Origin of the sequence: Pontibacter burrus (assembly GCF_010686685.1) — a bacterium.
Lineage (GTDB): Bacteria > Bacteroidota > Bacteroidia > Cytophagales > Hymenobacteraceae > Pontibacter > Pontibacter burrus.
The window spans coordinates 109,195-130,860 of the sequence record NZ_JAAGWD010000002.1; the positions used below are offsets into that span (position 1 = coordinate 109,195).

Annotated in this window: 18 protein-coding genes; 6 read left to right on the forward strand and 12 right to left on the reverse strand. The window is 47.7% G+C overall.

Translation table 11 applies throughout. The features are described from left to right. Positions 1-62 precede the first annotated feature (62 nt). From GXP69_RS05140 to GXP69_RS05165, 6 genes are all read right to left on the reverse strand, one after another. On the reverse strand, positions 63-1,406 hold the full coding sequence (locus GXP69_RS05140; RefSeq protein WP_163913131.1) for an MBL fold metallo-hydrolase: 1,344 nt from the start codon (positions 1,404-1,406) through the stop codon (positions 63-65). A gap of 37 nt (positions 1,407-1,443) precedes the next feature. Next, positions 1,444-1,827, reverse strand: a complete 384-nt coding sequence (locus tag GXP69_RS05145; protein WP_163913133.1) for a rhodanese-like domain-containing protein — start codon at positions 1,825-1,827, stop codon at positions 1,444-1,446. A gap of 152 nt (positions 1,828-1,979) precedes the next feature. Next, positions 1,980-2,285 (reverse strand): ArsR/SmtB family transcription factor, encoded by a 306-nt coding sequence (locus GXP69_RS05150; RefSeq protein WP_163913135.1) that lies wholly within the window; start codon positions 2,283-2,285, stop codon positions 1,980-1,982. A 456-nt stretch (positions 2,286-2,741) separates the two neighbouring features. Beyond that, positions 2,742-4,250 (reverse strand): catalase, encoded by a 1,509-nt coding sequence (locus tag GXP69_RS05155; protein ID WP_163913138.1) that lies wholly within the window; start codon positions 4,248-4,250, stop codon positions 2,742-2,744. Positions 4,251-4,501: 251 nt separating this feature from the next. Next, complete coding sequence (locus GXP69_RS05160; protein WP_163913140.1) at positions 4,502-5,449, reverse strand: YeiH family protein; 948 nt, start codon at positions 5,447-5,449, stop codon at positions 4,502-4,504. 49 nt (positions 5,450-5,498) lie between these two features. Continuing rightward, a complete protein-coding gene (locus GXP69_RS05165; RefSeq protein ID WP_163913142.1) occupies positions 5,499-6,620 on the reverse strand; it encodes a BamA/TamA family outer membrane protein in 1,122 nt (373 codons plus the stop codon). 211 nt (positions 6,621-6,831) lie between these two features. On the opposite strand from GXP69_RS05165, the gene GXP69_RS05170 reads away from it, so the two are divergent. Both GXP69_RS05170 and GXP69_RS05175 read left to right on the forward strand, forming a co-directional pair. Then, on the forward strand, positions 6,832-9,855 hold the full coding sequence (locus tag GXP69_RS05170; RefSeq protein WP_163913144.1) for an amidohydrolase family protein: 3,024 nt from the start codon (positions 6,832-6,834) through the stop codon (positions 9,853-9,855). A gap of 102 nt (positions 9,856-9,957) precedes the next feature. Beyond that, complete coding sequence (locus tag GXP69_RS05175; RefSeq protein WP_163913146.1) at positions 9,958-11,301, forward strand: amidohydrolase family protein; 1,344 nt, start codon at positions 9,958-9,960, stop codon at positions 11,299-11,301. Between the two features lie 816 nt (positions 11,302-12,117). On the opposite strand, the gene pepE is transcribed toward GXP69_RS05175, so the two are convergent. The 3 genes from pepE to GXP69_RS05190 all read right to left on the reverse strand — a co-directional run bounded on the left by pepE (position 12,118) and on the right by GXP69_RS05190 (position 13,648). Next, positions 12,118-12,837, reverse strand: a complete 720-nt coding sequence (pepE, locus tag GXP69_RS05180) for a dipeptidase PepE (RefSeq protein ID WP_163913148.1) — start codon at positions 12,835-12,837, stop codon at positions 12,118-12,120. Between the two features lie 195 nt (positions 12,838-13,032). Continuing rightward, complete coding sequence (locus GXP69_RS05185) at positions 13,033-13,296, reverse strand: hypothetical protein (protein ID WP_163913150.1); 264 nt, start codon at positions 13,294-13,296, stop codon at positions 13,033-13,035. 91 nt (positions 13,297-13,387) lie between these two features. Beyond that, the gene (locus tag GXP69_RS05190) at positions 13,388-13,648 is read right to left on the reverse strand and encodes a hypothetical protein (RefSeq protein ID WP_163913152.1); all 261 of its coding nucleotides are present in this window, start codon (positions 13,646-13,648) and stop codon (positions 13,388-13,390) included. 400 nt (positions 13,649-14,048) lie between these two features. Between GXP69_RS05190 and GXP69_RS05195 the strand changes: the two genes are divergently transcribed. Then, a complete protein-coding gene (locus GXP69_RS05195) occupies positions 14,049-15,128 on the forward strand; it encodes an MBL fold metallo-hydrolase (RefSeq protein ID WP_163913154.1) in 1,080 nt (359 codons plus the stop codon). 59 nt (positions 15,129-15,187) lie between these two features. Here the strand turns inward: GXP69_RS05195 and GXP69_RS05200 are convergent, their stop codons facing one another. Continuing rightward, a complete protein-coding gene (locus tag GXP69_RS05200; RefSeq protein WP_163913156.1) occupies positions 15,188-15,370 on the reverse strand; it encodes a hypothetical protein in 183 nt (60 codons plus the stop codon). Between the two features lie 77 nt (positions 15,371-15,447). Continuing rightward, entirely contained in the window at positions 15,448-16,587 is a 1,140-nt protein-coding gene (locus GXP69_RS05205) for a sensor histidine kinase (RefSeq protein WP_163913158.1), read from the reverse strand. A 202-nt stretch (positions 16,588-16,789) separates the two neighbouring features. Here GXP69_RS05205 and GXP69_RS05210 point away from each other — a divergent pair, with 202 nt between their 5' ends. Genes GXP69_RS05210 through GXP69_RS05220 form a run of 3 tightly spaced genes read left to right on the forward strand, consistent with a single transcriptional unit; the run spans position 16,790 to position 19,823 of the window. After that, positions 16,790-17,983: an aspartate aminotransferase family protein gene (locus tag GXP69_RS05210; protein ID WP_163913160.1), complete on the forward strand. Its 1,194-nt coding sequence runs from the start codon at positions 16,790-16,792 to the stop codon at positions 17,981-17,983. Positions 17,984-18,035: 52 nt separating this feature from the next. Then, positions 18,036-19,448 carry a 23S rRNA (uracil(1939)-C(5))-methyltransferase RlmD gene (rlmD, locus tag GXP69_RS05215; RefSeq protein WP_163913162.1) on the forward strand — a complete coding sequence of 471 codons (1,413 nt, stop codon included), beginning with the start codon at positions 18,036-18,038 and terminating at the stop codon, positions 19,446-19,448. 6 nt (positions 19,449-19,454) lie between these two features. After that, complete coding sequence (locus GXP69_RS05220) at positions 19,455-19,823, forward strand: hypothetical protein (protein WP_163913164.1); 369 nt, start codon at positions 19,455-19,457, stop codon at positions 19,821-19,823. A gap of 805 nt (positions 19,824-20,628) precedes the next feature. Here the strand turns inward: GXP69_RS05220 and thiL are convergent. After that, complete coding sequence (gene thiL, locus GXP69_RS05225; protein ID WP_163913166.1) at positions 20,629-21,654, reverse strand: thiamine-phosphate kinase; 1,026 nt, start codon at positions 21,652-21,654, stop codon at positions 20,629-20,631. Positions 21,655-21,666: the final 12 nt, after the last annotated feature.

Below are 21,666 nucleotides of genomic sequence, written 5' to 3' on the forward strand. Positions count from 1 at the left end.
AATTGCACTTAATTTTAATACAATTAAAAAAAATCCCGCCTGATGGGGCGGGATTTCTATAGTTAGGCATTCACCTTTTGGAAGCTGTTAATGGCATCGCTCAGGTCGTAAACCGGAACGCTGAATTCTTCTTCCAGTATGCTTTGTCCGGCAGCAGAGCGGTAACCAGCGGCGCAGTGTACCATAATTGGTTTGTCCTGCGGAATCTCGTTTTTACGCTCACGTAGCTCCGGTAACGGAATGGTAATGGCACTCTCGAAGATCTTGCCTGCTTTTACTTCGCCGTTGTTGCGGATGTCAACTATGGTATAGTTATCCGGGTTCTGGCGGAAGTCATTCAGGTCGGTTTCTACGCTGGTTTGTGGTAGCTCCGCTGGTGTTAGCAGTGCACCTTTTATGTTGCCTTCGTAGCCGATCTTCGCTGCTTTCCGGATCACAGAGTTCAGCACTTCTTCTGTTTCAGCGATCAGGTAGAACTGCTCATTCGGGCCAACTATAGAACCAAGCCAAGTCTCGAATTTACCGCCTTCCTGTATGTTAATGCTGTTAGGTTTGTGGCCTTTTTTGAAAGTTGCCTGCGGACGTGTATCTACTAACAATAAACCTGCTTCTAATGTAGCGTCCTGCGCTAAACGTGGCACGGCAGCGATACTTTCTTCAAAGCTACGGGCACCGGCCTTGTTCATGGTCACGTCGTGGCCAAAATATTTTGGAATGAAAGGCTGGTCTTCGAGCAGGGTTTTAATGAATTCATCTTCGCTCATGTCCTGCAGCGCGTAGTTCGTTTTTTTCTCACGACCTATCGTTGAGAATGTATCGGAGCTCAGGTTTTTACCACAAAGCGAGCCGGCGCCGTGCGCAGGATACACCAGCACTTCCTCGTTCAGTTTTTTGAAAACGTTGTTAGTGGTGTGGTACATTTGGCGGGCCAGTTCTTCGCGCTTGGCCGTCATGTTACCTACATTCTCGCGCAGGTCCGGGCGTCCTACATCGCCTACAAACAGGGCATCGCCGGTAAAGGCTGCATGCTGCTTGCCGTTCTCATCCAGTAAAAGTATCGTTACACTATCCGGTGAGTGGCCTGGCGTGTTGAGTGCTTTCAGAGTTAGCTTGCCCAATTTTACTTCGTCGCCATCATCAAACGACTGGTGTTCATAATCAGCACCGAGTAACTTGCTTACATAAATGGTGGCACCGGTTTTCTGGGCTATTTCCAGGTGCGAGCTTACAAAGTCGGCGTGCGGGTGCGTTTCAAAAATGGCTACAATGTCGGCATTGTTGGCTTTGGCAAAGTCGAAGTATGGCTGCGGGTCGCGGGCCGGGTCTACAAGGGCCATCCGGCCTTCGCTTATAATGGCATAACTGGCGTGTGCCAGGCCTTTATCATAAAACTGCTCTATCTTCATAGTATGTAATTATACTTGTAAAATCGTAATGGTTGGGCTATTCTTCGGTTGGTAATCCGGCACTTTTCAGCTCGTCGTAGCCACCAATGTTATATACATTTTTAAAGCCTGCATCCTGCATCAGTTTGGCTGCTTTGCTGCTTCGGTTGCCGCTTTTGCAGTACAGGTAGTACGTCTTGTCTTTATCTAAATTTCCTAAACTTTTGGCAAAATCACCGTTCAGGAAATCGGAGTTAGAAGCTTGCTGCAAATGACCGGCATCAAACTCTTCCTGGGTGCGCACATCTATCAGCATACCTTGCTGTTTGGTGACTTGCTTTTTGTATTCGGTAGGGGTAAGTTGTTTAACGTTAGTGGCATCCTGCTGCGGTTGGGAGCAGCTAAGGAGAGCGGCAACTATAGTTAGTCGGATCAGCTTCATGGGCTTGCGCTGTTAGTTTGAACAGTTAAAGGTATGAATTTAAGGTAAAAACTGCCAGCAGCGGTATTTGTTTTCTGAGTGAATGAGGTTAAATAAAAAGCCACTGCTACCTTACATAACAGTGGCCTGAACTATAGTTGCGTGCTAAAGTCCTAAAATATGCGGCAGGTGTTTATCGAATCGATGATGCTGGTAATGGAGCTGTCTGTGAGAGAGTAAAATACGTTTTTGCCTTCGCGCTTGGTGTTTACCACACCTTTGTCGCGCATGTTGGTCAGGTGGTGCGACAACAGCGATTGCTCTATCTGTAAAATTTCCTGCAGTTCGCTTACCGTGAGGCGCTCCTTTTGCTGCAGCAGGTCGATGATGCTAATACGAACCGGGTGTGCCACGCTTTTAAGTACGTACGCCGCACGCTCCAACTTTTTCTTATCTAACCGTACCTTCAAACTGCTCATAGTGTGTTGTATTAGTATTTTGCAATACATGAACATCTGTTCATGTTTACTAAAACAGTACAATTTTAAAGCTTGTGTGGTTCCGATGTAATCAAAAAAAGCAGCACAAGCCGAAGCCCGCGCTGCTTTTAACTATAAAAAAACAGGAGATTTGATTGATTCTCTCAAAAGTACTTAACCCACCCCTACCCTCTCCGAGGAGGGGAATTTCTGCTCAATTAATTTATTTAATATAACGCGTGCGTCTTCGCTCGTGTCGAACTATAGTCTTGGTCTTCGGTCCAGTCGGATTGCAAATCCAACTTTACAAGTAAGTCACGGATCGTAGATTCGCGCCAGTAAAAGAGAATGAAACTACCTTACTCCAAGTACGAATTTTAAACGGTTTCTAATTCCCCTCCTCGGAGGGGTAGGGGTGGGTTAAAGCACCTGAGTAACTATAGTTGCAAACTAAAATTAATTAGGATGCACCATACCCGTCGCGTGCTGGGTTACATCAACGCCTAACCCTTGCGCTACACCCAGGCCTAAGCTGATATCGGCACGGAAGAAATGGCACAGCTGACGGTTGATGATCAGGTCGCGTTTTTCGCCGCTGATGCCGCGCATAGAGCCTACTATATTGCTGATCGTATTAGCCTTATCTTCCGGTGTCATTAAACGGAACAGGTCGCCGGCCTGTGTATAGTGGTCGTTCTCGTTTTCGCCGTTGCGGTCAAACCAATCCGCATACACATCGCGCTGCAGTGGCTCGGCTGGCTGCTTATAGTTTTCATCTGCAAAAGTATCGTCGAAGCTATTGGGGAAGTAGTTTGGCTTGCTGCCGCCGTTGCCATCTATGCGCATCGCGCCGTCGCGCTGGTAGTTGTTGGCAGCAAACGGGCAACGGTTAACCGGAATCTGCTCATAATTGGCACCCAGTCGGTAACGCTGTGCATCCGGGTACCCTAAAATACGGCCCTGCAGCATTTTGTCCGGCGAGAACGAGATGCCATCTACCACGTGCGCCGGTGCAAAAGCGGCCTGCTCTACGTGTGCAAAGTAGTTGTCGGGGTTTTCGTTCAGTTCCAGCACGCCCACATCTATCAGCGGGAATTCTTTCTGCGACCAAACTTTGGTTACATCAAACGGGTTGAATTTGTAGTTGGACGCTTGCTCTTCGGTCATGATCTGTACTTTGAGATCCCAACGCGGGAAATCCCCTTTATCAATCGCTTCTACCAGGTCGCGTTGTGCGTGGTCTGCATCTACGCCGCGCATTTTAGCAGCCTCTGCATTGGTAAAGTTCTTAATGCCCTGCTGCGTTTTAAAGTGAAATTTTACAAAGTAGCGCTCATTTTCTTTGTTGATGAACGAGAAGGTATGGCTGCCAAACCCGTGCATGTGGCGGTACGAGAATGGCGTGCCGCGGTCGCTCATCAGGATCATCACCTGGTGCAAACTTTCTGGGTTAAGGCTCCAGAAATCCCATACCATGGTTGCGCTTTTGCAGTTGGTATAAGGGTCGCGTTTTTGGGTGTGGATGAAGTCCGGGAATTTCTTGGCGTCTTTAATAAAGAATACCGGTGTGTTGTTGCCCACCAGGTCCCAGTTGCCATCTTCGGTGTAAAATTTAAGGGCAAAACCACGCGGGTCGCGCTCGCTGTCGGCACTACCTTTTTCGCCACCTACTGTAGAAAAGCGCAGGAAAACACGCGTCTGCTTGCCAATTTCGCTGAACAGTTTAGCCCGGGTGTATTTGGTGATGTCATGGGTAACAGTGAAGGTACCGTAAGCACCGGAGCCTTTGGCATGTACGACGCGCTCAGGTATGCGCTCGCGGTTAAAGTGGGCCAGCTTCTCGTGTAAAAAGTAATCCTGCAGCAATACTGGACCGCGCGGACCAGCAGTTTGAGAATCTTCGTAATTATAAACTGGTATACCGGATGAGGTGGTGATTTTGTGGTTTTTCTCTTTCTCGCTCATTGTTGGTTTCTTTTAGAGTAGTGTTCCGTAAGGATGCTCCAAAAGTACCGGGAGTGGTTTCATAAATCAAATTGATTGATTTTATGGGATGATAGCTTTTGTTTATAACTATAGTTTTCCAAGGTGTAGAGAGAAAAAAACTGGGCTTTTTGTCATCCTGAAAGGATCTTGTGGGCTTGTAGCAAAAGCTTAACCTACCTTCCACCAGGTTTCTTTACAGAATGACAGAGTATTTTTTGCTGAACTATAGTTTAAAAGAAAATAACGGCAAACAGTGAACCTGATGCGACCAATACCCAAAGTATAGCTCCCTGCAAAAACGGACGGGCACTGATACTTTTTATCGTTTTCAGGTTAAGGTTGATGCCGATGAAGAACAGGCTAAGCAGCAGGAATTTTTTAGCAACTATAACTATAGCCGGCGCTGCAGTAGCAACTATAGGTACAAACGTGTAGAGCACCGATGCCAGCAAAAACAGCGGAATAAAAAGCGGCAGGTTGAGTTTTGTTTCTTTGCTTTTGAACAGGAACGCCGATACTAACACCGTCGGGATGATCCAGAGTGCGCGGGTAAGTTTTAGCGTAGTGGCAATCTCCAGCGCCTTAGCCCCATACTTACTGGCCGCCCCCACCACCGAACTTGTATCGTGAATGGCTATGGCTGCCCATACACCAAACTGGCTTTGCGTCAGGTTAAACCAATCGCCAACTATAGGAAACACGAAAAGCGCCAGCGCATTCAAAATAAAAACAATAGCCAGCGAAACCGATATCTCAGCAGGTTCGGCTTTTATAGTTGGCGCCACTGCCGCAATCGCGCTGCCCCCGCAAATGGCCGTGCCCACCCCAATTAAATGTGACAGCTTTGCCTGTATGTTAAAGACCTTACCCAGTATGTAAGCCAGTCCCAACGTTATAGTTAAAGAGATAGCCGTATAGATGATGCCTGATAAACCGGTAGCGCTTACCTGGTGCAGGTCGATGCCAAAGCCCAAACCAACTACAGCGATTTGCAAAGCGTATTTAGATGCAACGGATGTATGTTTTTGCCACGGGTTACCAACTATAAGCCCCATTACCAAACCTAGAAACAAAGCAAGGGGCGCAGAAATGTAAGCTGTGGAAACTATAGCTAGCACTAAACCAGCTATCAGTATTTTCTGGAGTAAGGGATAGTTGTTGAGTAAGGGTAGGGGCATTGTAATTTGTCAGGTTGCGTGTAGCAAAGTTATGCTTTACGCACAAAACCTAAAACGACTCGCCCAGCACTACAAAAAAGTTTATGCCTTCGTGGCCATAACCGGCATCCAGACGCACATTAATTTTCTCTTTCGGGTTCAGAGCAAAGCGCAGTCCGGAGCCTATGGTATATTTCAGCCGGTCAAAAGCCAGGTCTTCGGTTTTATCAAACACATCGCCCACGCCTGTAAATGCCACCAGGCCAAACCTACCCTTTACCGGGAAGCGGTACTCCAGTTGCGTGGCCACCACGTTCCGGGCCAGGAAACGGCTGCGGGCATAGCCGCGCAGCAAACGGTCGCCGCCTATGGTTGCCATACGCATAAAAGGTACTTCGTCGGTGTTTATAGTCAGCACCGTGTTGCTGGCCAGTACATGGTTTGGCTTTAGCATAAAGAACTTACTGAAGTTCAGGTTATAGTTGCTATAGTTAAAGTCGCCGCCCAACATACTGCCAAACCGGTAGCCCGACAGCTCCAATAACATCCCGCTGCTGGCAAACGACACATTATCCCTACTATCAAACAGTAACACAAGTCCCACGCCATTGTTAATACCGCCCTTGTAACCGCTTATTTGCTGGGTTTCCAGTTGGCTGGGCTGGTCTTCTGAGATCGGGTTTGTTTCGGAGTTGTAATACTTGGTTAGTTGCACATCCGGGCCTACAAAAATACCATTGCCAACCTGTTTCAAGGCTGCCAGTTTTGTGCCGACCAGGTCATACTCGTAACGCTCTTCGTTATCCTGTGAGCTGTTGTTGCCGGTGCCGTAAAAGCGGTCGGTGTACACGCGGTGTCGCACTTCGCCGCGCAGCAGGTATTTTTCTTCGCGGGTAAAGACATTCCACTCCAGCCACTGGTCCATTTGTTTGTTCAATGTGTAATCTGCAATCAGGCGCGCTGTAGACAGGCGGGTATAGGTGCTGTCGGTTTTGCTCTGTAGTTTAAAAAAGCCGATAAGCGCTACGCCAAAGCCCAGTTTGGTATCGGGAGTGTAATACAATACCGGCACCGGTATCAACCCTTTTGTTTTTTCTTTGGTAACTATAGTTGAGTCGGGAGTTTGGGCTCCTACTTTAAAAACTATAGTTAGCAGGAGCAGGGAGAGCAGGAGCGGGTGGCGGTAGTTCATAAAACTATAGTTTAAAATCTGGCTGCTCTTAGGTAAGCCGGGTTACATAAAAGGCTTAACTCACAGTAAGATATAATATTTTGACAATATAGTCCATAGTTGAGTGAGCCGCTCATAATTTTTAGTTGCTGTATAAATGTTTTAACAACAGTATCCTTATATTTGATTACACTAAACTAACCTTAACTATTTCTCACTTTTACGCTAACTCATGAAGAAAATCTTAACCATTGCAGCCTGCCTTGCATTTGGAGCCGGCAGCGCGATGGCGCAGGAGACTTTTCCGCGCAATGGGGTGTACGATGAGCGGCCGGGCCTGGTAGCCCTGACCAACGCCACCATCCACACCGACTATAAAACCACACTCAACAACGCTACGCTGCTTATACGGAACGGTAAAGTAGAAGCTGTAGGCACCAACGTAAAAGTGCCTGCTGGTGCTGTTGTAGTTGATGCCAAAGGCAAGCACATTTACCCTGCTTTCGTGGATATGTTCTCTACTTACGGATTACCGGAAGTAAAGCGCGAGTCACGTGGCTGGGGTGCTGCTCCGCAGATGGAGTCTAAAAAAGAAGGTGCCTACAACTGGAACCAGGCCATCCGCCCGGAAACCAACGCGGTAGAGCTTTTCAAGGCAAACAGCAAGCAGGCCGATGAACTGCGCAAGCAGGGTTTTGGTACGGTGCTAGCCATCCACCGCGATGGTATTGCACGTGGTACAGCTGCCCTGGTAACACTGGCTGACAAGCGCGAAAATGAAGTGATCGTGCTGGATAAAGCCGCCGGTGCGCTGTCATTCGATAAAGGTTCTTCTACCCAGGATTACCCGGCTTCACTGATGGGCTCTATTGCTTTGCTGCGCCAGACCTACCTGGATGCACAGTGGAATAACCAGAACCCGGGCCGCGAGCAGAACATCTCTCTGAAAGCCTTTACAGATGCCAACCGTTTCCCACAGATTTTTGAAGCAAACAGCAAACTGGATGTGCTGCGTGCTGATAAAGTAGGTGATGAATTCAGAACGCAATACATCATTAAAACCAACGGCGACGAGTACCAGATGCTGAACGAAATCAAAGCGACCAACGCGCCGCTGATCGTTTCGGTTAACTACCCGGATGCCTATAACGTGGAAGACCCATATGATGCGCGCCGTGTGTCATTAGATGCCATGAAGCACTGGGAAATGGCACCTGCCAACGCTGCCATGCTGCAGAAAGCCGGTATTACATTTGCCTTTACGGCATCGGACCTGAAAGATAAAAAGGACTTTTTACCGAACGTTCGCAAAGCTGTGAAGTATGGTCTGCCGGAAGAAGAAGCTCTGAAAGCGCTTACCGTTACGCCAGCCAAATTGCTTAAAGCAGAAAACGTAGTAGGTAGCCTTGATGCTGGTAAACTGGCTAACTTCATCGTAACATCCGGTAACTTGTTCGCAGACGATAACCTGATTCTGGAAAACTGGGTGCAGGGCGACCGCTACAAGATCACCGAAGTGCCGTCAGATTATAGAGGCGTTTATACCTTAAAGATTGGCAACAACACCTCTAAAAAACTGAAAATCGCCGGTACTCCTGATAAGCCGGAGCTTTCTGTAATTGGGGCCGATACGGTAAAAGGTAAGATCTCTTTCAATGGTAACCTGGTTACGCTATCATTTACAGATAGCAAAAAGAGCAACGAAACGATAAGACTAAGCGGCTGGCTGGCTGATAAAAACCTGCAGGGCGAAGGCCAGTTGCCGGATGCCAGTACTGTAAAATGGTCGGCTACGTTCTCTGAAGCCATGACGCAGCAGGATAAAAAAGACGCTGCCAAGAAAGCCGAAGAAGTAGAATTGGGCAAAATGATTTATCCGTTCCGGGCCTATGGCCAAACCGAGTTGCCAAAGCAGGAGACTGTACTTATCAAAAATGCCACCGTTTGGACGAACGAAAAAGAAGGCAAACTGGAGAATACGGATGTCCTGATCAAGAATGGCAAGATTGCGAAAGTTGGCAAAAACCTGAGCGAATCGGGAGCTAAAGTAATTGACGGTACAGGTAAGCACGTAACGCCGGGCATCATTGACGAGCACTCACACATTGCTCTGAACGGCGTGAACGAAGGTACCCAGGCGGTTACCGCCGAAGTGCGCATGGCTGACGTTGTAAACTCTGATGACGTGAACATTTACCGCCAATTGGCTGGTGGGGTAACTACATCGCAGTTGCTGCACGGTTCGGCTAACCCAGTTGGTGGTCAGTCGGCTATTATTAAGCTGCGCTGGGGCAAGAGCCCGCAGGATCTAATGGTAGAAGGCGCTGATGGCTTCATTAAGTTTGCACTTGGCGAAAACGTGAAGCAATCAAACTGGGGTAATACGCAAACTATACGCTTCCCGCAATCCAGAATGGGTGTGGAGCAGGTGTATGTTGATGCCTTTACCCGAGCTAAAGAATACGAGCAGGCCTGGAAAAACTACAACAAGCTCTCTAAAAAGCAGCAGGCCAAAACCGCAGCCCCACGCCGCGACCTGGAACTGGAAACGCTGGTAGAGATCCTGAACGGCAAGCGCCACATTACCTGCCACTCTTATGTGCAGTCTGAGATCAACATGATGATGAAAGTAGCCGATGAAATGGGCTTCAAAATCAACACCTTTACGCACATCCTGGAAGGTTATAAAGTTGCTGATAAGATGAAAGAGCATGGTGTTGGCGGATCTACATTCTCTGACTGGTGGGCTTACAAAATGGAAGTGAAAGATGCTATCCCTCAGAACGCAGGTATCATGCACAACCTGGGTGTGGTTACAGCCATCAACTCGGATGATGCTGAAATGGCCCGCCGTCTGAACCAGGAAGCTGCCAAGAGTGTGAAGTATGCTGGTGTAAGCGAAGAAGACGCCCTGAAAATGGTAACCCTGAACCCTGCCAAACTCCTGCACCTGGACGACAGAATGGGTAGCCTGAAAGCCGGTAAAGATGCCGACGTGGTACTATGGAACGAGCATCCGCTGTCGATCTACGCCCGCCCTGAGAAGACCTTTGTGGATGGTATCGCTTACTTTGATGTGGAGCGCGACGCGAAAATGCAGCAGGAAATGGAGCAGGAGCGCATGCGCCTTATCCAGAAAATGCTGAATGCCAAAGCCGGTGGTGCCAGAACGCAGAACCCAACTATAAAGAAGGCAAGCGTACTGCACTGCGAAGATGTACACCATCACGAAGAAGAAAGCTACCTGGCTTATTAAGTGTTAAATTGTTAAATGGCTAAATTGCTGAAGGTTAAATAGTTGAATCTATAGTTTGAGGAATAACAATTTAACAATACAGCAATCTAACAATCAAATAAGATGAAGATCCATAAAAGATATATATCCGCTTTTGCAGCTGTATTGCTGAGCACGGCTGCCTTTGCGCAGGTGCCCGCGCCGGCTGCCAAGCAAAGCAAACCTGTGTTGCTGAAAGGCGCTACGCTGCACGTTGGCAATGGCACGGTGGTAGAAAATGCTGCTGTAGGTTTTGATAACGGTAAAATTACCTATGCTGGTCCGCAGGCAGGTGCTAACAGCCTGAGCGGCTACGAAGTGGTGGACGTAACCGGCCAGCACATTTACCCGGGCCTGATACAGCCAAACTCCAGCCTCGGCCTGAACGAAGTAGAAAGTGTGCGCGCAACAATAGACTGGCGCGAGATAGGTGACTTTAACCCGAACGTGCGTTCGGTAGTAGCCTATAACACCGATTCTGACATCATCCCAACCGTGCGTGCCAATGGCGTACTGATGACGCAGCTGACGCCGATTGGCGGAACTATAGCTGGTTCGTCGTCGGTGGTGCAACTGGATGCCTGGAACTGGGAAGATGCTATAGTTAAAGCGGATGAAGGTATACACCTTAACTGGCCTGCTATGCTGATACCAACCGGCGACAAAGAGCGCGACGAGCGCCTGAACCGCATGAAGGAAAACCGTGAGAAGACCTTGCGCGATCTGAGCCAGTTGCTGAGCGATGCCGCCGTATTTAAAGCCGCCAAAGCTGACAAAGAGAACCTGAAGCTGAGCTCGATGGCTGGTTTGTTTGATAGTTCTAAAAAACTATACATTCACGCCAACTATGGCAAAGAGATCATCGAATCGGTGAATTTTGCGAAGCAGCATGGCGTGAAAAACATGGTTATAGTTGGAGCAGGCGATGCCCTGGCTGTAGCTGATTTCCTGAAAGCCAACAACATTCCGGTTATCTACTCAGGTGTGCATGCCTTGCCATCGCGCGCTGAAGAAGATGTGTGGCAGCCTTACAAAACACCATACCTGCTGCACAAAGCCGGCATCCAGTTCGCCCTGGACTACGACCTGAGCATCCACGGCACGCGTAACCTGCCTTTTATAGCCGGTACAGCTGCCGCGTTTGGTCTTGATAAAGAACAGGCACTGGCTTCGGTTACGCTGAACGCTGCCAAAATCTTAGGTATTGATAAGCAGGCTGGTTCTGTAGAAGTGGGCAAAGATGCAACCATCGTAGTATCATCTGGCGACTTGCTGGATATGCGTACCAACAATGTTACTTACGCGTTCATCCAGGGCCGTAAAGTAAACCTGGACGACAAGCAGCAGTACCTTTACAAGAAGTTTGATAATAAGTATAAAGAGCAGAAGAAAGCACCGGCTGGTGCTACTACTTCGGCTGGTAAGTAGTTTATACTTGAACTATAGTTCTTAACGAGCTGGCAGTTTTCTGCCAGCTCGTTTTGTTTTATAGCTTTATAATGTGTCACGTCGAGCGCAGTCGAGACATCTTAAGTGTCCTACAGTTTCTCATTTGTCATTTCGAGCCTAAGCGAGAAATCTATCTCAGACTATAGTTAAGTCTATCGATCTATAGCTAACTATAGTTGCCACTTGCCACAAGCTGCTTCTTTCATTGTTACTTCTAATCCTGGGAGCTCTACCAGCCTATCGTTTCATTTCCAGCTTTGGTGCGCTCACGGCCGCGGGGCCCCGTCTTCGGGCATCGCGCTGCTGCCTTCTTGCTACCCTCGCTGCGCTCGTGTTGCCTTACGGCACCGCAACAAGTCAAAGGCGCTCAACCCAAAGACTGAAATCATTTCGATAGCTGCTTTTCTTATAGTTTGATAGGCTATAGTTGCATGGCTTTTCCGTGGTAGTAGTTCCGTGGGAACAGGTAAACCTGCCCTATTCGTGGTCTGTAACTATAGAATGAGAGTTGAAACTATAGCAAAGGTCAATAGTTCCCCTTTGAAGGGGGTAGGGGGATGACAGGCAGCAACTATAGAACTTGGCTGTAACTATGGGGAAGAACAGTAACAGAAAATTCCCCTCCTGGGAGGGGTAAGGGTGAGTTCAAAAGCTAACCATAGAACTATAGCCAAGTTTATTACCCTGTTCTGGGGTTAGGAGCTCTCTTTAAAAGGGGAAGGTTGGAAAGGGTTAAAACAAAAAAGGCAGTTGCTATCACAACTGCCTTCGACTATTGTATAATGGAACGCTACCTTAATAAGCCTCTAACAGGAAAGTAATATCATCGGTAGGAGCGAACTCCATTGGTTTCTGGCCTTGCAGGAAAATGCGGGCTGTAAGTGGGCCTAACAACCGGATTTTGTCGCCTTCTACTCGCAGCATGCTGCCTTCACGCAGGCCAACAACCGGTTGTCTGTTGTGCCCATGGAATTCCAGAATGCGGGTTTCGCGGGTTTCGCCCATGTGGGTTGAGTCCGGGATCGGGTCCAGGTAATGCGGATTGATGTTGAATGGTACCAGTTGCAGTGCATCGAACGTTTTAGGCTGCACAATTGGCATATCGTTAGTAGTACCGATGGTTTTACCAGCCACATTTGTTCCGGCGCTGGTGCCCATGTAAGGCATACCTTTGTTGGCGCGCTCACGCAGTGGTTCAACCAGTTTGTTTGCGTATAGTTGTTTTAAAAGCAGGAACGTGTTACCACCACCTATAAATACGGCTTCGGCTTCGTTAACTGCTTTTACCGGGTTGTCATATTCGTGCGCACCAGTTACGCTGATACCCCATTTCTCGAAAGCTTCGCGGGCTTTGGCTGTATAGTCATTGTGCGAGATGCCGTTAGGGCGTGCATAAGGAATAAACAAAATGCTGCTTTTTCCTTTCAGTAAATCTTTTATGGCTTCCTCGGCATGCTCCAGGTAACCTGTGCCGTGTGTGGTTGACGTGCTGATCAACAATAAATTTCTGCTCATACCCCAAAAATAGGGAATTTGACTGAATTCTATAGTTGATGGTTAAATTGTTAGTTGCTGATTGTTTATTGCTGAATGGCTGAATTGTTAAAGGTTGAATGGTTAAGCTATAGTTTAAGACGCAACGTATTGCGTCTTTACAGCCCTACTTTTCTAACTCTTAAACTCCCAAACTCCTCAACTCTTAAACTCCACTTATTCTTTCTCCTTATTGATGGACAGCTTCAGCCTGATGGTGTCGGCGTAGGGGTCCAGGGAGTGATAGTTGGTGAGCGCCCGCACCAGGCCAACGCTCTTCAGGTCGTACAAGAACCAGATCTCTACATAGAAATCATATAGCCAGTATAGGTCTATTTTACACCAGCCACGAATACGATGATGCAGGTAATGACCTTGTGATAATGCCAGTTCTGCCTGTTGGTGAGGAGGCAGGTTGTTGAAGTCTTCAGGGCTGATCATAATTATATTCGGGTACGCACAATCCAACGGTAATTAAAAAAGGCTGCCCGTGGCAGCCTTTCTCATTAACGTAAATAGTCACTGAAAGATTTTAATTCAGGTACAAAGTATATAACTCAAACCGATGAGAAGCAAAGCTCCAGTGCGAAGATGAAGGGTGAATTTCAACACCATCCTCATCCATCAGTGTAATGGCAAAACCATCTCCCTGGTTCATAGGTTCAGTAAAATGCTTAACCGGGTAAACTCTACCTTCTTCTACCCATTCGTCTGGTTCAAATGCAGGTAACGAGGCATCTATGCATTTGGCATAAACTGCCATATAGCTCGGAGGTACAAATAAATTAACCATATCAATTCAACTTCAAAGTCAGTTAAATAATTCCGCTGCTGTAGCATCCGTTTAAAATCGGAAGGCAGCTGTTAAAGGATGTGCAAATATTATGCCTCAACAAAAGAGCGTCTATTTACCTGAATGAAACGGCTCTCCTGACTGCAATCGGGCAATTAGTAGTGTAATATAGGACATAGAATTTTACGAAGCAAGAGCACCCCTGAAAAGCTCGGTGGCAATAGTAATTTGTTTTAAACCAATCTGTTAAGTATTTTCATATGTTAATGCTTAACCAAATGAGAGCCAGCTTAATCCAATTCACTTCTCAAACAACAAAATTAAAGGCAGCCATTTTGGCCGGTAGTGCGTAGTTAAAAAGTCCTGTAGTTTAAGATCATAAGCAATTCAGCCATTCTCTATGGAAACAACAGCAAATCATAACCGCGACGGCAGAAAACATACATTTCCGGTAGCTCCGGGGGTGTGGGGCCTCAAAACTATATTCGTGAACCTTTACTTTGTGGCCGAGCCTGATGGTTCCTGGGTTTTGGTTGATACAGGAGTTTACGGAGCCGCCGCTAAAATCAGGGAGGCTGCTGCTGAGTTATTTGGACCACAAACCAGACCCCGCGCAATTCTGCTTACGCATGGCCACTTTGACCACATCGGGGCTGTAAAAGAGCTGGCGACAGAGTGGGATGTACCGGTTTATGCGCATCCGCTGGAACTGCCATACCTGACGGGTCGCTCCAGTTATCCGCCACCAGACCCAAGCGTGGGCGGTGGTGGTATGGCGTATATGTCGTTTCTGTACCCAAAAAAACCGATTAACATAACCAGCCATGTAGAATTGTTGCCAGAGGATGGCTCTGTACCCGGACTGCCGGACTGGCATTGGCTGCATACTCCGGGGCATACTGCAGGGCATGTTTCCTTTTTTAGGGAAAGTGACCGCGTGCTGCTGGCCGGAGATGCCTTTATTACCCGCCACGGCGAATCTGTGATGGCTGTCATGACCCAGAAAAAGCACGTGTACGGCCCGCCAAAATATTACACAACCGATTGGGCAGAAGCTTTTAGATCGGTAGAAAAACTAACAGACCTGCGTCCGGCGGTGGCCGCAACTGGGCACGGAATGCCAATGCGTGGGCCAAATATGCTGTTTCAGTTAGAAGATCTGGTCCGTAATTTCTGGACGGTAGCCGTGCCGGAGCATGGCCGCTACGTGCAGGCGCCCGCCATAACCGACGAAGCAGGAGTGGTATCGGTGCCACCAGCGGTAAGCAATCCTGTGCCTAAAGTACTGCTGGCCGCAGGAGTAGTGGCACTGGCAGGCGCTGCTGTACTTGCCATGCGCAACAAGAACGACAAAAGAAGTACTGAAAGGACACAAGGGGCTGGAAGACCGTTTTCACACAACAGGCCACTGAGTGATAACCCGCCAACTACAGATACCAACCAGGACGAAATGCAGGAGGTAACCAATAATTACCCATAACTATAAAAGAAAAGACCAGCTGTGAGGCTGGTCTTTTCTTTTATAGTTAAATGTTATAGTTACTTGGATGATTTTCTGCCGGAGCCGCTTTTTTTACCACCGCCATCTTGTTTGTTAACAGTAGCCCAGGCTCTTTTCTCTGCTTCGTTGTGGCTTACACCGCGTTTTTCATAACTGTCTTCTATGTGTTCAGCCTGACGCTTCTGCTTATCGGTGTAGGCTGATTTATCTCCTTGTGCCATAGTTTCCTTGTTTATAGTTTGTAAGATACTACTTACTTATACGGCTGCTATGGTTAAAAGGGGAGAAGGGGGTATTGCTAAAACCTGAAGAAGATGTTAAAAGTGGTGCCTTTGTCAACTTCGCTCTCTACCTCTATGCGGTCGCCGTTGTTTTCCAGTATCCGTTTTACAATGTACAGACCAAGTCCTGAACCCTCTACGTGTGTGTGCATGCGCTTATACATCGTAAATATCTTGCTTTTCTGGGTTGCGGTAAGCCCAAGTCCGTTGTCGGCAATAGATAGCTTTAGTAAACCCGGTTCTGCCATACCGGCAGTTATTTTAATTTCAGGCCTTCTGTCTGGTGCTGCATACTTCAGGGCATTAGACATGAGGTTGTAAAGTACACTGCGCAGGTTTTTTCGTGAATAATGCTCCAGCGTATATTCATCCAGATCAACCGATATCTGGGCATTACTTTTCTGTATCTGCTCCGAAAGGTTCTCTAAGATCTCATCTATCAGCTCGTGAATAATAACCGGTTCTCTTCCTGTCACACCACTCTGCAGCCGGACAATGTCAGACAGGTCATCGATTACACTTTTAAGCCTTGTTATAGAGTTTGAAATACGGTCCAGTACTGCTATATGCTGGTTTGGCCCCAGGTCATCTTTCAGCACCTCCACAAGTCCTTCCAGGTTTATAACAGGCGACTTCAGGTCATGTGATGCGGTGTAGATAAAATTATCCAGGTCGGTGTTTATGCGTTGCAGCTCCCTGTTCTTAAACATGAGCTCTTCGTTCTTGCGGCGCTCTGAAAGGTCTCTGGTAACTTTTGCAAAACCAATGTGGTGCCCTGAGCGGTCGTACACAGCCGTGATCACGACATTTGCCCAGATGCGGGTACCATCTTTACGTACACGCCAGCCTTCATCCTCAAAGCGCCCTTTTAATTTGGCCTGGGTAAGTTCATATTGCGGGAAATCACTATCCAGTGCATCCTGTGTGTAAAATGTAGAGAAGTGCTTGCCGATAATCTCATCAGCTTTATACCCTTTTATACGCTCGGCACCCAGGTTCCAGGTAACAATATTACCCTGCGTATCGAGCATAAAAATTGCATAGTCCTTTATACCTTCAATAATCAGTCTGTAGAGTTCCTGGCTCTGAAACATCTTGTTTTTAGTGGCGGAAGGTTTTATAGTTCCGTCGTTATTAAGGTTGTTAGTCTTGGTCATTTTCAGAGGCGAACCGGGGAAAGCGGCTTACGAAAAATTATAGTGTTTTAAATAAGCTGTAAGAACGAATTTATAGTTTATATCATCGAATTACAAACCATATATAGTCTCTGCTATACTTAAGTAAGCCCGCTAAGGTTTAACATTCCTATGAAAATTGTACCGTTTATAGTTTGCCGGCACAATTCCGTAACTTTGCGGTATGGTTACATTAAGGCAATTATTTTTAAAACACCAGGCCCAGACATCTGATTTTCCGCTGATGATTGAAGTGGAACGCGCTGAAGGGGTGTATATGTACGGCGTTGAGGGCGAGCGCTATTTAGATTTAATTTCGGGCATAGGAGTAAGTAATGTAGGGCATCGCCACCCGAAAGTAGTAAAGGCAATACACAACCAGCTTGATAAATACATGCACCTGATGGTGTATGGCGAATTTGTGCAGGCACCGCAGGCCAAACTGGCCGAAGCATTGTACACTACACTGCCACCGCGCCTGGATAACATGTATTTCTTAAACTCTGGTGCCGAGGCAGTAGAAGGTGCTCTGAAACTTGCAAAGCGCTATACGGGCCGCACCGAGCTTGTTTCTTGCCGCAATGCCTACCATGGTTCTACACAGGGAGCACTGTCTGTAAACGGAAGCGAAAGTTTTAAGAATGCTTTCCGTCCGTTGCTACCCGATGTGCGCCACATACACTACAATAACTTGCCTGACCTGCAGGATATTACAGAGCGGACAGCTGCTGTTATAGTTGAGACTGTGCAAGGAGAGGCTGGCGTAAGAGTGCCCGAAAACGATTACTTAATGCATCTGCGTGCACGTTGCACTGAAGTTGGCGCGCTACTGATACTGGATGAGATACAGTGCGGATTTGGTCGCACCGGCACTTTTTGGGCATTTGAGCAGTTTGGCATAGAGCCGGATATTTTGCTTTGTGCTAAGGGTATGGGTGGCGGTATGCCGATAGGCGCATTCATAGCGCCGCAGGAAATTATGGCATCGTTTAAAACCGACCCTATACTGGGGCACTGCACCACCTTTGGCGGGCACCCTGTAAGTTGTGCGGCCTCGTTGGCTACCCTGCAAACTATAAAGGAAGACAACCTGCTGGCCGGAGTAGCTGAAAAAGCTGAACTGTTTAAGAAGCTGCTGGTGCACCCGCGCATTAAAGAGATCCGCCATTGTGGTTTGATGATGGCTGCCGAGTTCGAGAGTTTTGATGTGCTGAAAGCCGTGATCGATAAGGCTATAGTTAATGGTGTACTAACGGACTGGTTCCTGTTCTGCGACAACTCCATGCGCATCGCCCCGCCGCTAACTATAACCGAAGACCAGATCCACGAAGCCTGCGAAATTATACTTAAATCAATAGAAGAAACAGTAGGGAAGTAAGGGATAAAGAGCTAACAGCGAAGTCCTGAAAAATAGCTAATTTTGCAGCACTGTGAGAAATACGAAGAAGAAAAAGACATTCGAGATACTCGAAAATATTAGGATAGAAGAGATGGTGGCCGAAGGCAAATGCCTGGCGCGCCATAACAACATGGTAATTTTTGTGGGCGGCGTCGCTCCCGGCGACGTAGTAGACCTGCGCGTTACCAAAAAGAAGAAAAGCTTTATGGAAGCCGTGCCGGTGCAGTTCAGGGAATACTCTGAGTTGCGCGTACAGCCTTTCTGTGAGCATTTTGGTATCTGCGGTGGTTGCAAATGGCAGCACATCGGCTACGATACCCAACTATACTATAAAGAGAAACAGGTACGCGATAACCTGGAGCGTATCGGTAAGGTTGCGTTGCCAGTGTTTGACCCGATACTTGGCTCAGCTAAAGACAAGTTCTACCGCAACAAACTGGAGTTTACCTTCTCTAGCTTCGGTTGGCTTACCAACGAGCAGATACAGTCTGGTCTGGATTACGACCGTAATGCGCTGGGTTTCCATATGCCGGGCCGCTTCGATAAGATTTTGGACATACAGCATTGTTATCTGCAACCGGATCCGTCTAACGCCATACGACTGGCGGTGCGCGATTATACCCGTGCACAAGGGCTGGTGTATTACGATGCCGTAAAGCAGACCGGTTTCCTGCGCAACCTCATAGTTCGTACAGCCAACACCGGCGATCTGATGGTGATCCTGTTGGTAAAGTATAACGATGAGCCTGCCATTTTCGGTATTCTGGATGACCTGTATGCGAAGTTCCCTGAGATCACCTCGCTGCAGTATGTGGTGAACACCAAAATGAATGATACCTTCCACGATCAGGAAGTGATCTGCTACAAAGGGCAACCGTACATTTATGAGCAGATGGAGGATATTCGTTTCCAGGTGGGGCCAAAGTCGTTTTACCAGACCAACGCCGACCAGGCTTACGAGCTGTACCGCCTGACACGCGAGTTTGCAGGCTTAACCGGAAACGAACTGGTGTACGACCTTTACACCGGCGCCGGAACTATAGCCAACTTTGTAGCCCGCCAGGCCCGCGAAGTAATTGGTATTGAGTATGTGCCAAGTGCTATTGAAGATGCCAAGATCAATTCCGAGCTCAACAACATCACCAATACTACTTTTTACGCCGGTGATATGAAGGACATTTTATCGGATGAGCTGATTGCCCAGCATGGTCGACCGGATGTGGTGATTACGGACCCGCCGCGCGCCGGCATGCACCCCGATGTAGTAGAGAAACTGCTGCAGGTACACGCGGATCGTATAGTTTACGTAAGCTGTAACCCGGCCACACAAGCCCGCGACCTGGAGCTGTTATCAGAGAAATATGATGTAACACGTGTGCAGCCCGTGGACATGTTCCCGCAGACGCACCACGTAGAAAATATAGTTTTACTAACTGCAAAATAAGAACTCATGGAAAACGATCCGGAACTGAACGGTAAATACCTGGGCACCATTTCGAAGGATTTTGTAGTGGTAGCCGAAACTTTAAGAGAAGCATCGTACCAGGTGCGCAAACGTAATATTTCCAAGTACCCGATCTTCGTGTTCAGCCGCACGCAGGTGCCGGTTGGTTCTAATTTTTTAGCTAAAGAAGAACTGGCACTGGAGTGGAACATCAACGCATCGTACCTGGAAGATTTTATGCAGCGCCAGTTGGTGTTGGAAGACCGTGCCGAAGATTTTAAAGCCGCCTATAAAGACCCGGACGAATTCTGCTGCCTGTTTGTCGTAGACGGCGAGTTCCAGAATTTCGTGTTCATTCCTTACCCGGAAGATTAGGGTTATAGACAAAGGAACTTTTGATAATAGAGAAAGGAGAGACTTTGGTGGTTTCTCCTTTTTGTTTTATAGTTAAGGCTGTCCAACCATTCCTACCCCTCAGAGCTACGCTTGCTATCTTCGAAATTGCTTCTTGGTAGTCTAAGGTGGAGAGTTTTCTCTGTTACTGCTATAGTTATAGTTTGAGCTATCGTTCTATAGTTGGCGTGAGTCATCCCCCTACCCCCTTCAAAGGGGGACTTTCTGCCATTGCTATAGTTGAGCTGTAGTGCTATAATTCCAGATCACAACCAGGCAGGCGCAGCCTGGCACAAGGAACTACTATCAAGAAAAGGCGATGCAACAATAGCCATTCAACAAACTATAGTTAGAGCTATCGAAAGATATCAGTCTTTGGGTTGAGCGCCTTTGACTTGTTGCGGTGGCGCAGCCAGCACGAGCGCAGCGAGGGTAGCAAGAAGGCAGCAGCGCGATGCCCGAAGACGGGGCCCCGCGGCCGTGAGCGCACCAAAGCAACTATGGCAACAATTGGCCGGTAAAGCTCCCAGGATAAAAGTTAACTATAACATGAACTGCTTGTGGCAAGTAGTAACTATAGTTGACTATAGGACATATAAGATCCTTCGACTTTGCTCAGGATGACATAGAAGCAATTATAGTCTGAGATAGATTTCTCACTTTGTTCGAAATGACAATACTGTAATAGACATAGAAGAGATCTCGACTTCGCTCGAAATGACAGGCTAGAAAGCAAAAAGGAGAAGCTAGTACAGCTTCTCCTTTTCTCAAATCAGTTTATTAGGTCCTAAAAATGCGTCCAGCCCTGAGCCTTCAGTGGGAAAGCCTGGCCGTGCTTGTTGGCTAAGTTAACTCCTTCACTGGCCTCTGTAATTTTACCGATCAGGCTTACATCCGGCAGGTTCTTGATCTTTTCGTAATCTTCCAGCGGAATGGTGAACAGCAGTTCGTAGTCTTCGCCACCGTTCAGCATACACATCACCGGGTCCAAGTTAAATTCCATGGCAGCTTCCAGCATCTGGTTATCAGCAGGCAGGTTTTCGCGGTAAATAGTTGCGCCTACACCCGACTGCGAGCAAATGTGCATCAGCTCCGAAGCCAACCCATCTGACACATCGATCATAGCCGTAGGTTTAATGCCAAATTCTTTCAGTTCGTAGATCACATCCATGCGGGCTTCCGGTTTCAATTGGCGACCAACTATATATTCATACTTATCCAGCTGTGGTTGCATTTCCGGGTCGGCCATAAACGCCTGTTTCTCCCGCTCAAGTACCTGTAAGCCCATGTAGGCTGATCCGATGTCTCCGGTCAGGCAGATCAGGTCGTTTACTTTGGCACCGCTGCGCATGGCGGCTTCGCCTTTTGCTACTTCGCCTATCGCTGTTATACTGATAACTAATCCGGTTCTGGATGACGTGGTGTCGCCTCCAACTAAGTCAACCTTATAGTTCTCGCAGGCTAAACGGATGCCTTCGTATAGTTCGTCTATGGCTTCTACCGTGTAGCGTGCGCCCACGGCAATGTTTACTGTTATCTGCGTTGGCTTGGCGTTCATGGCCGCAATATCCGACACGTTTACCGCCACAGCTTTATAACCCAAGTGCTTTAGCGGGCAGAAGGTCAGGTCGAAGTGGATACCTTCCAGTAGCATGTCGCTGGTAACAACCAGTTGCTTTTCTTCCGGCTCCAGTACGGCCGCATCGTCGCCGATGCCCTTTATAGTGGATGGGTGCTGTAACACCACTTTCTCTTTTATGCGTCTGATAAGTCCAAACTCGCCTACTTCGCTTAGTGGAGTTAGTTCGCTCATAGTTCTATCTTA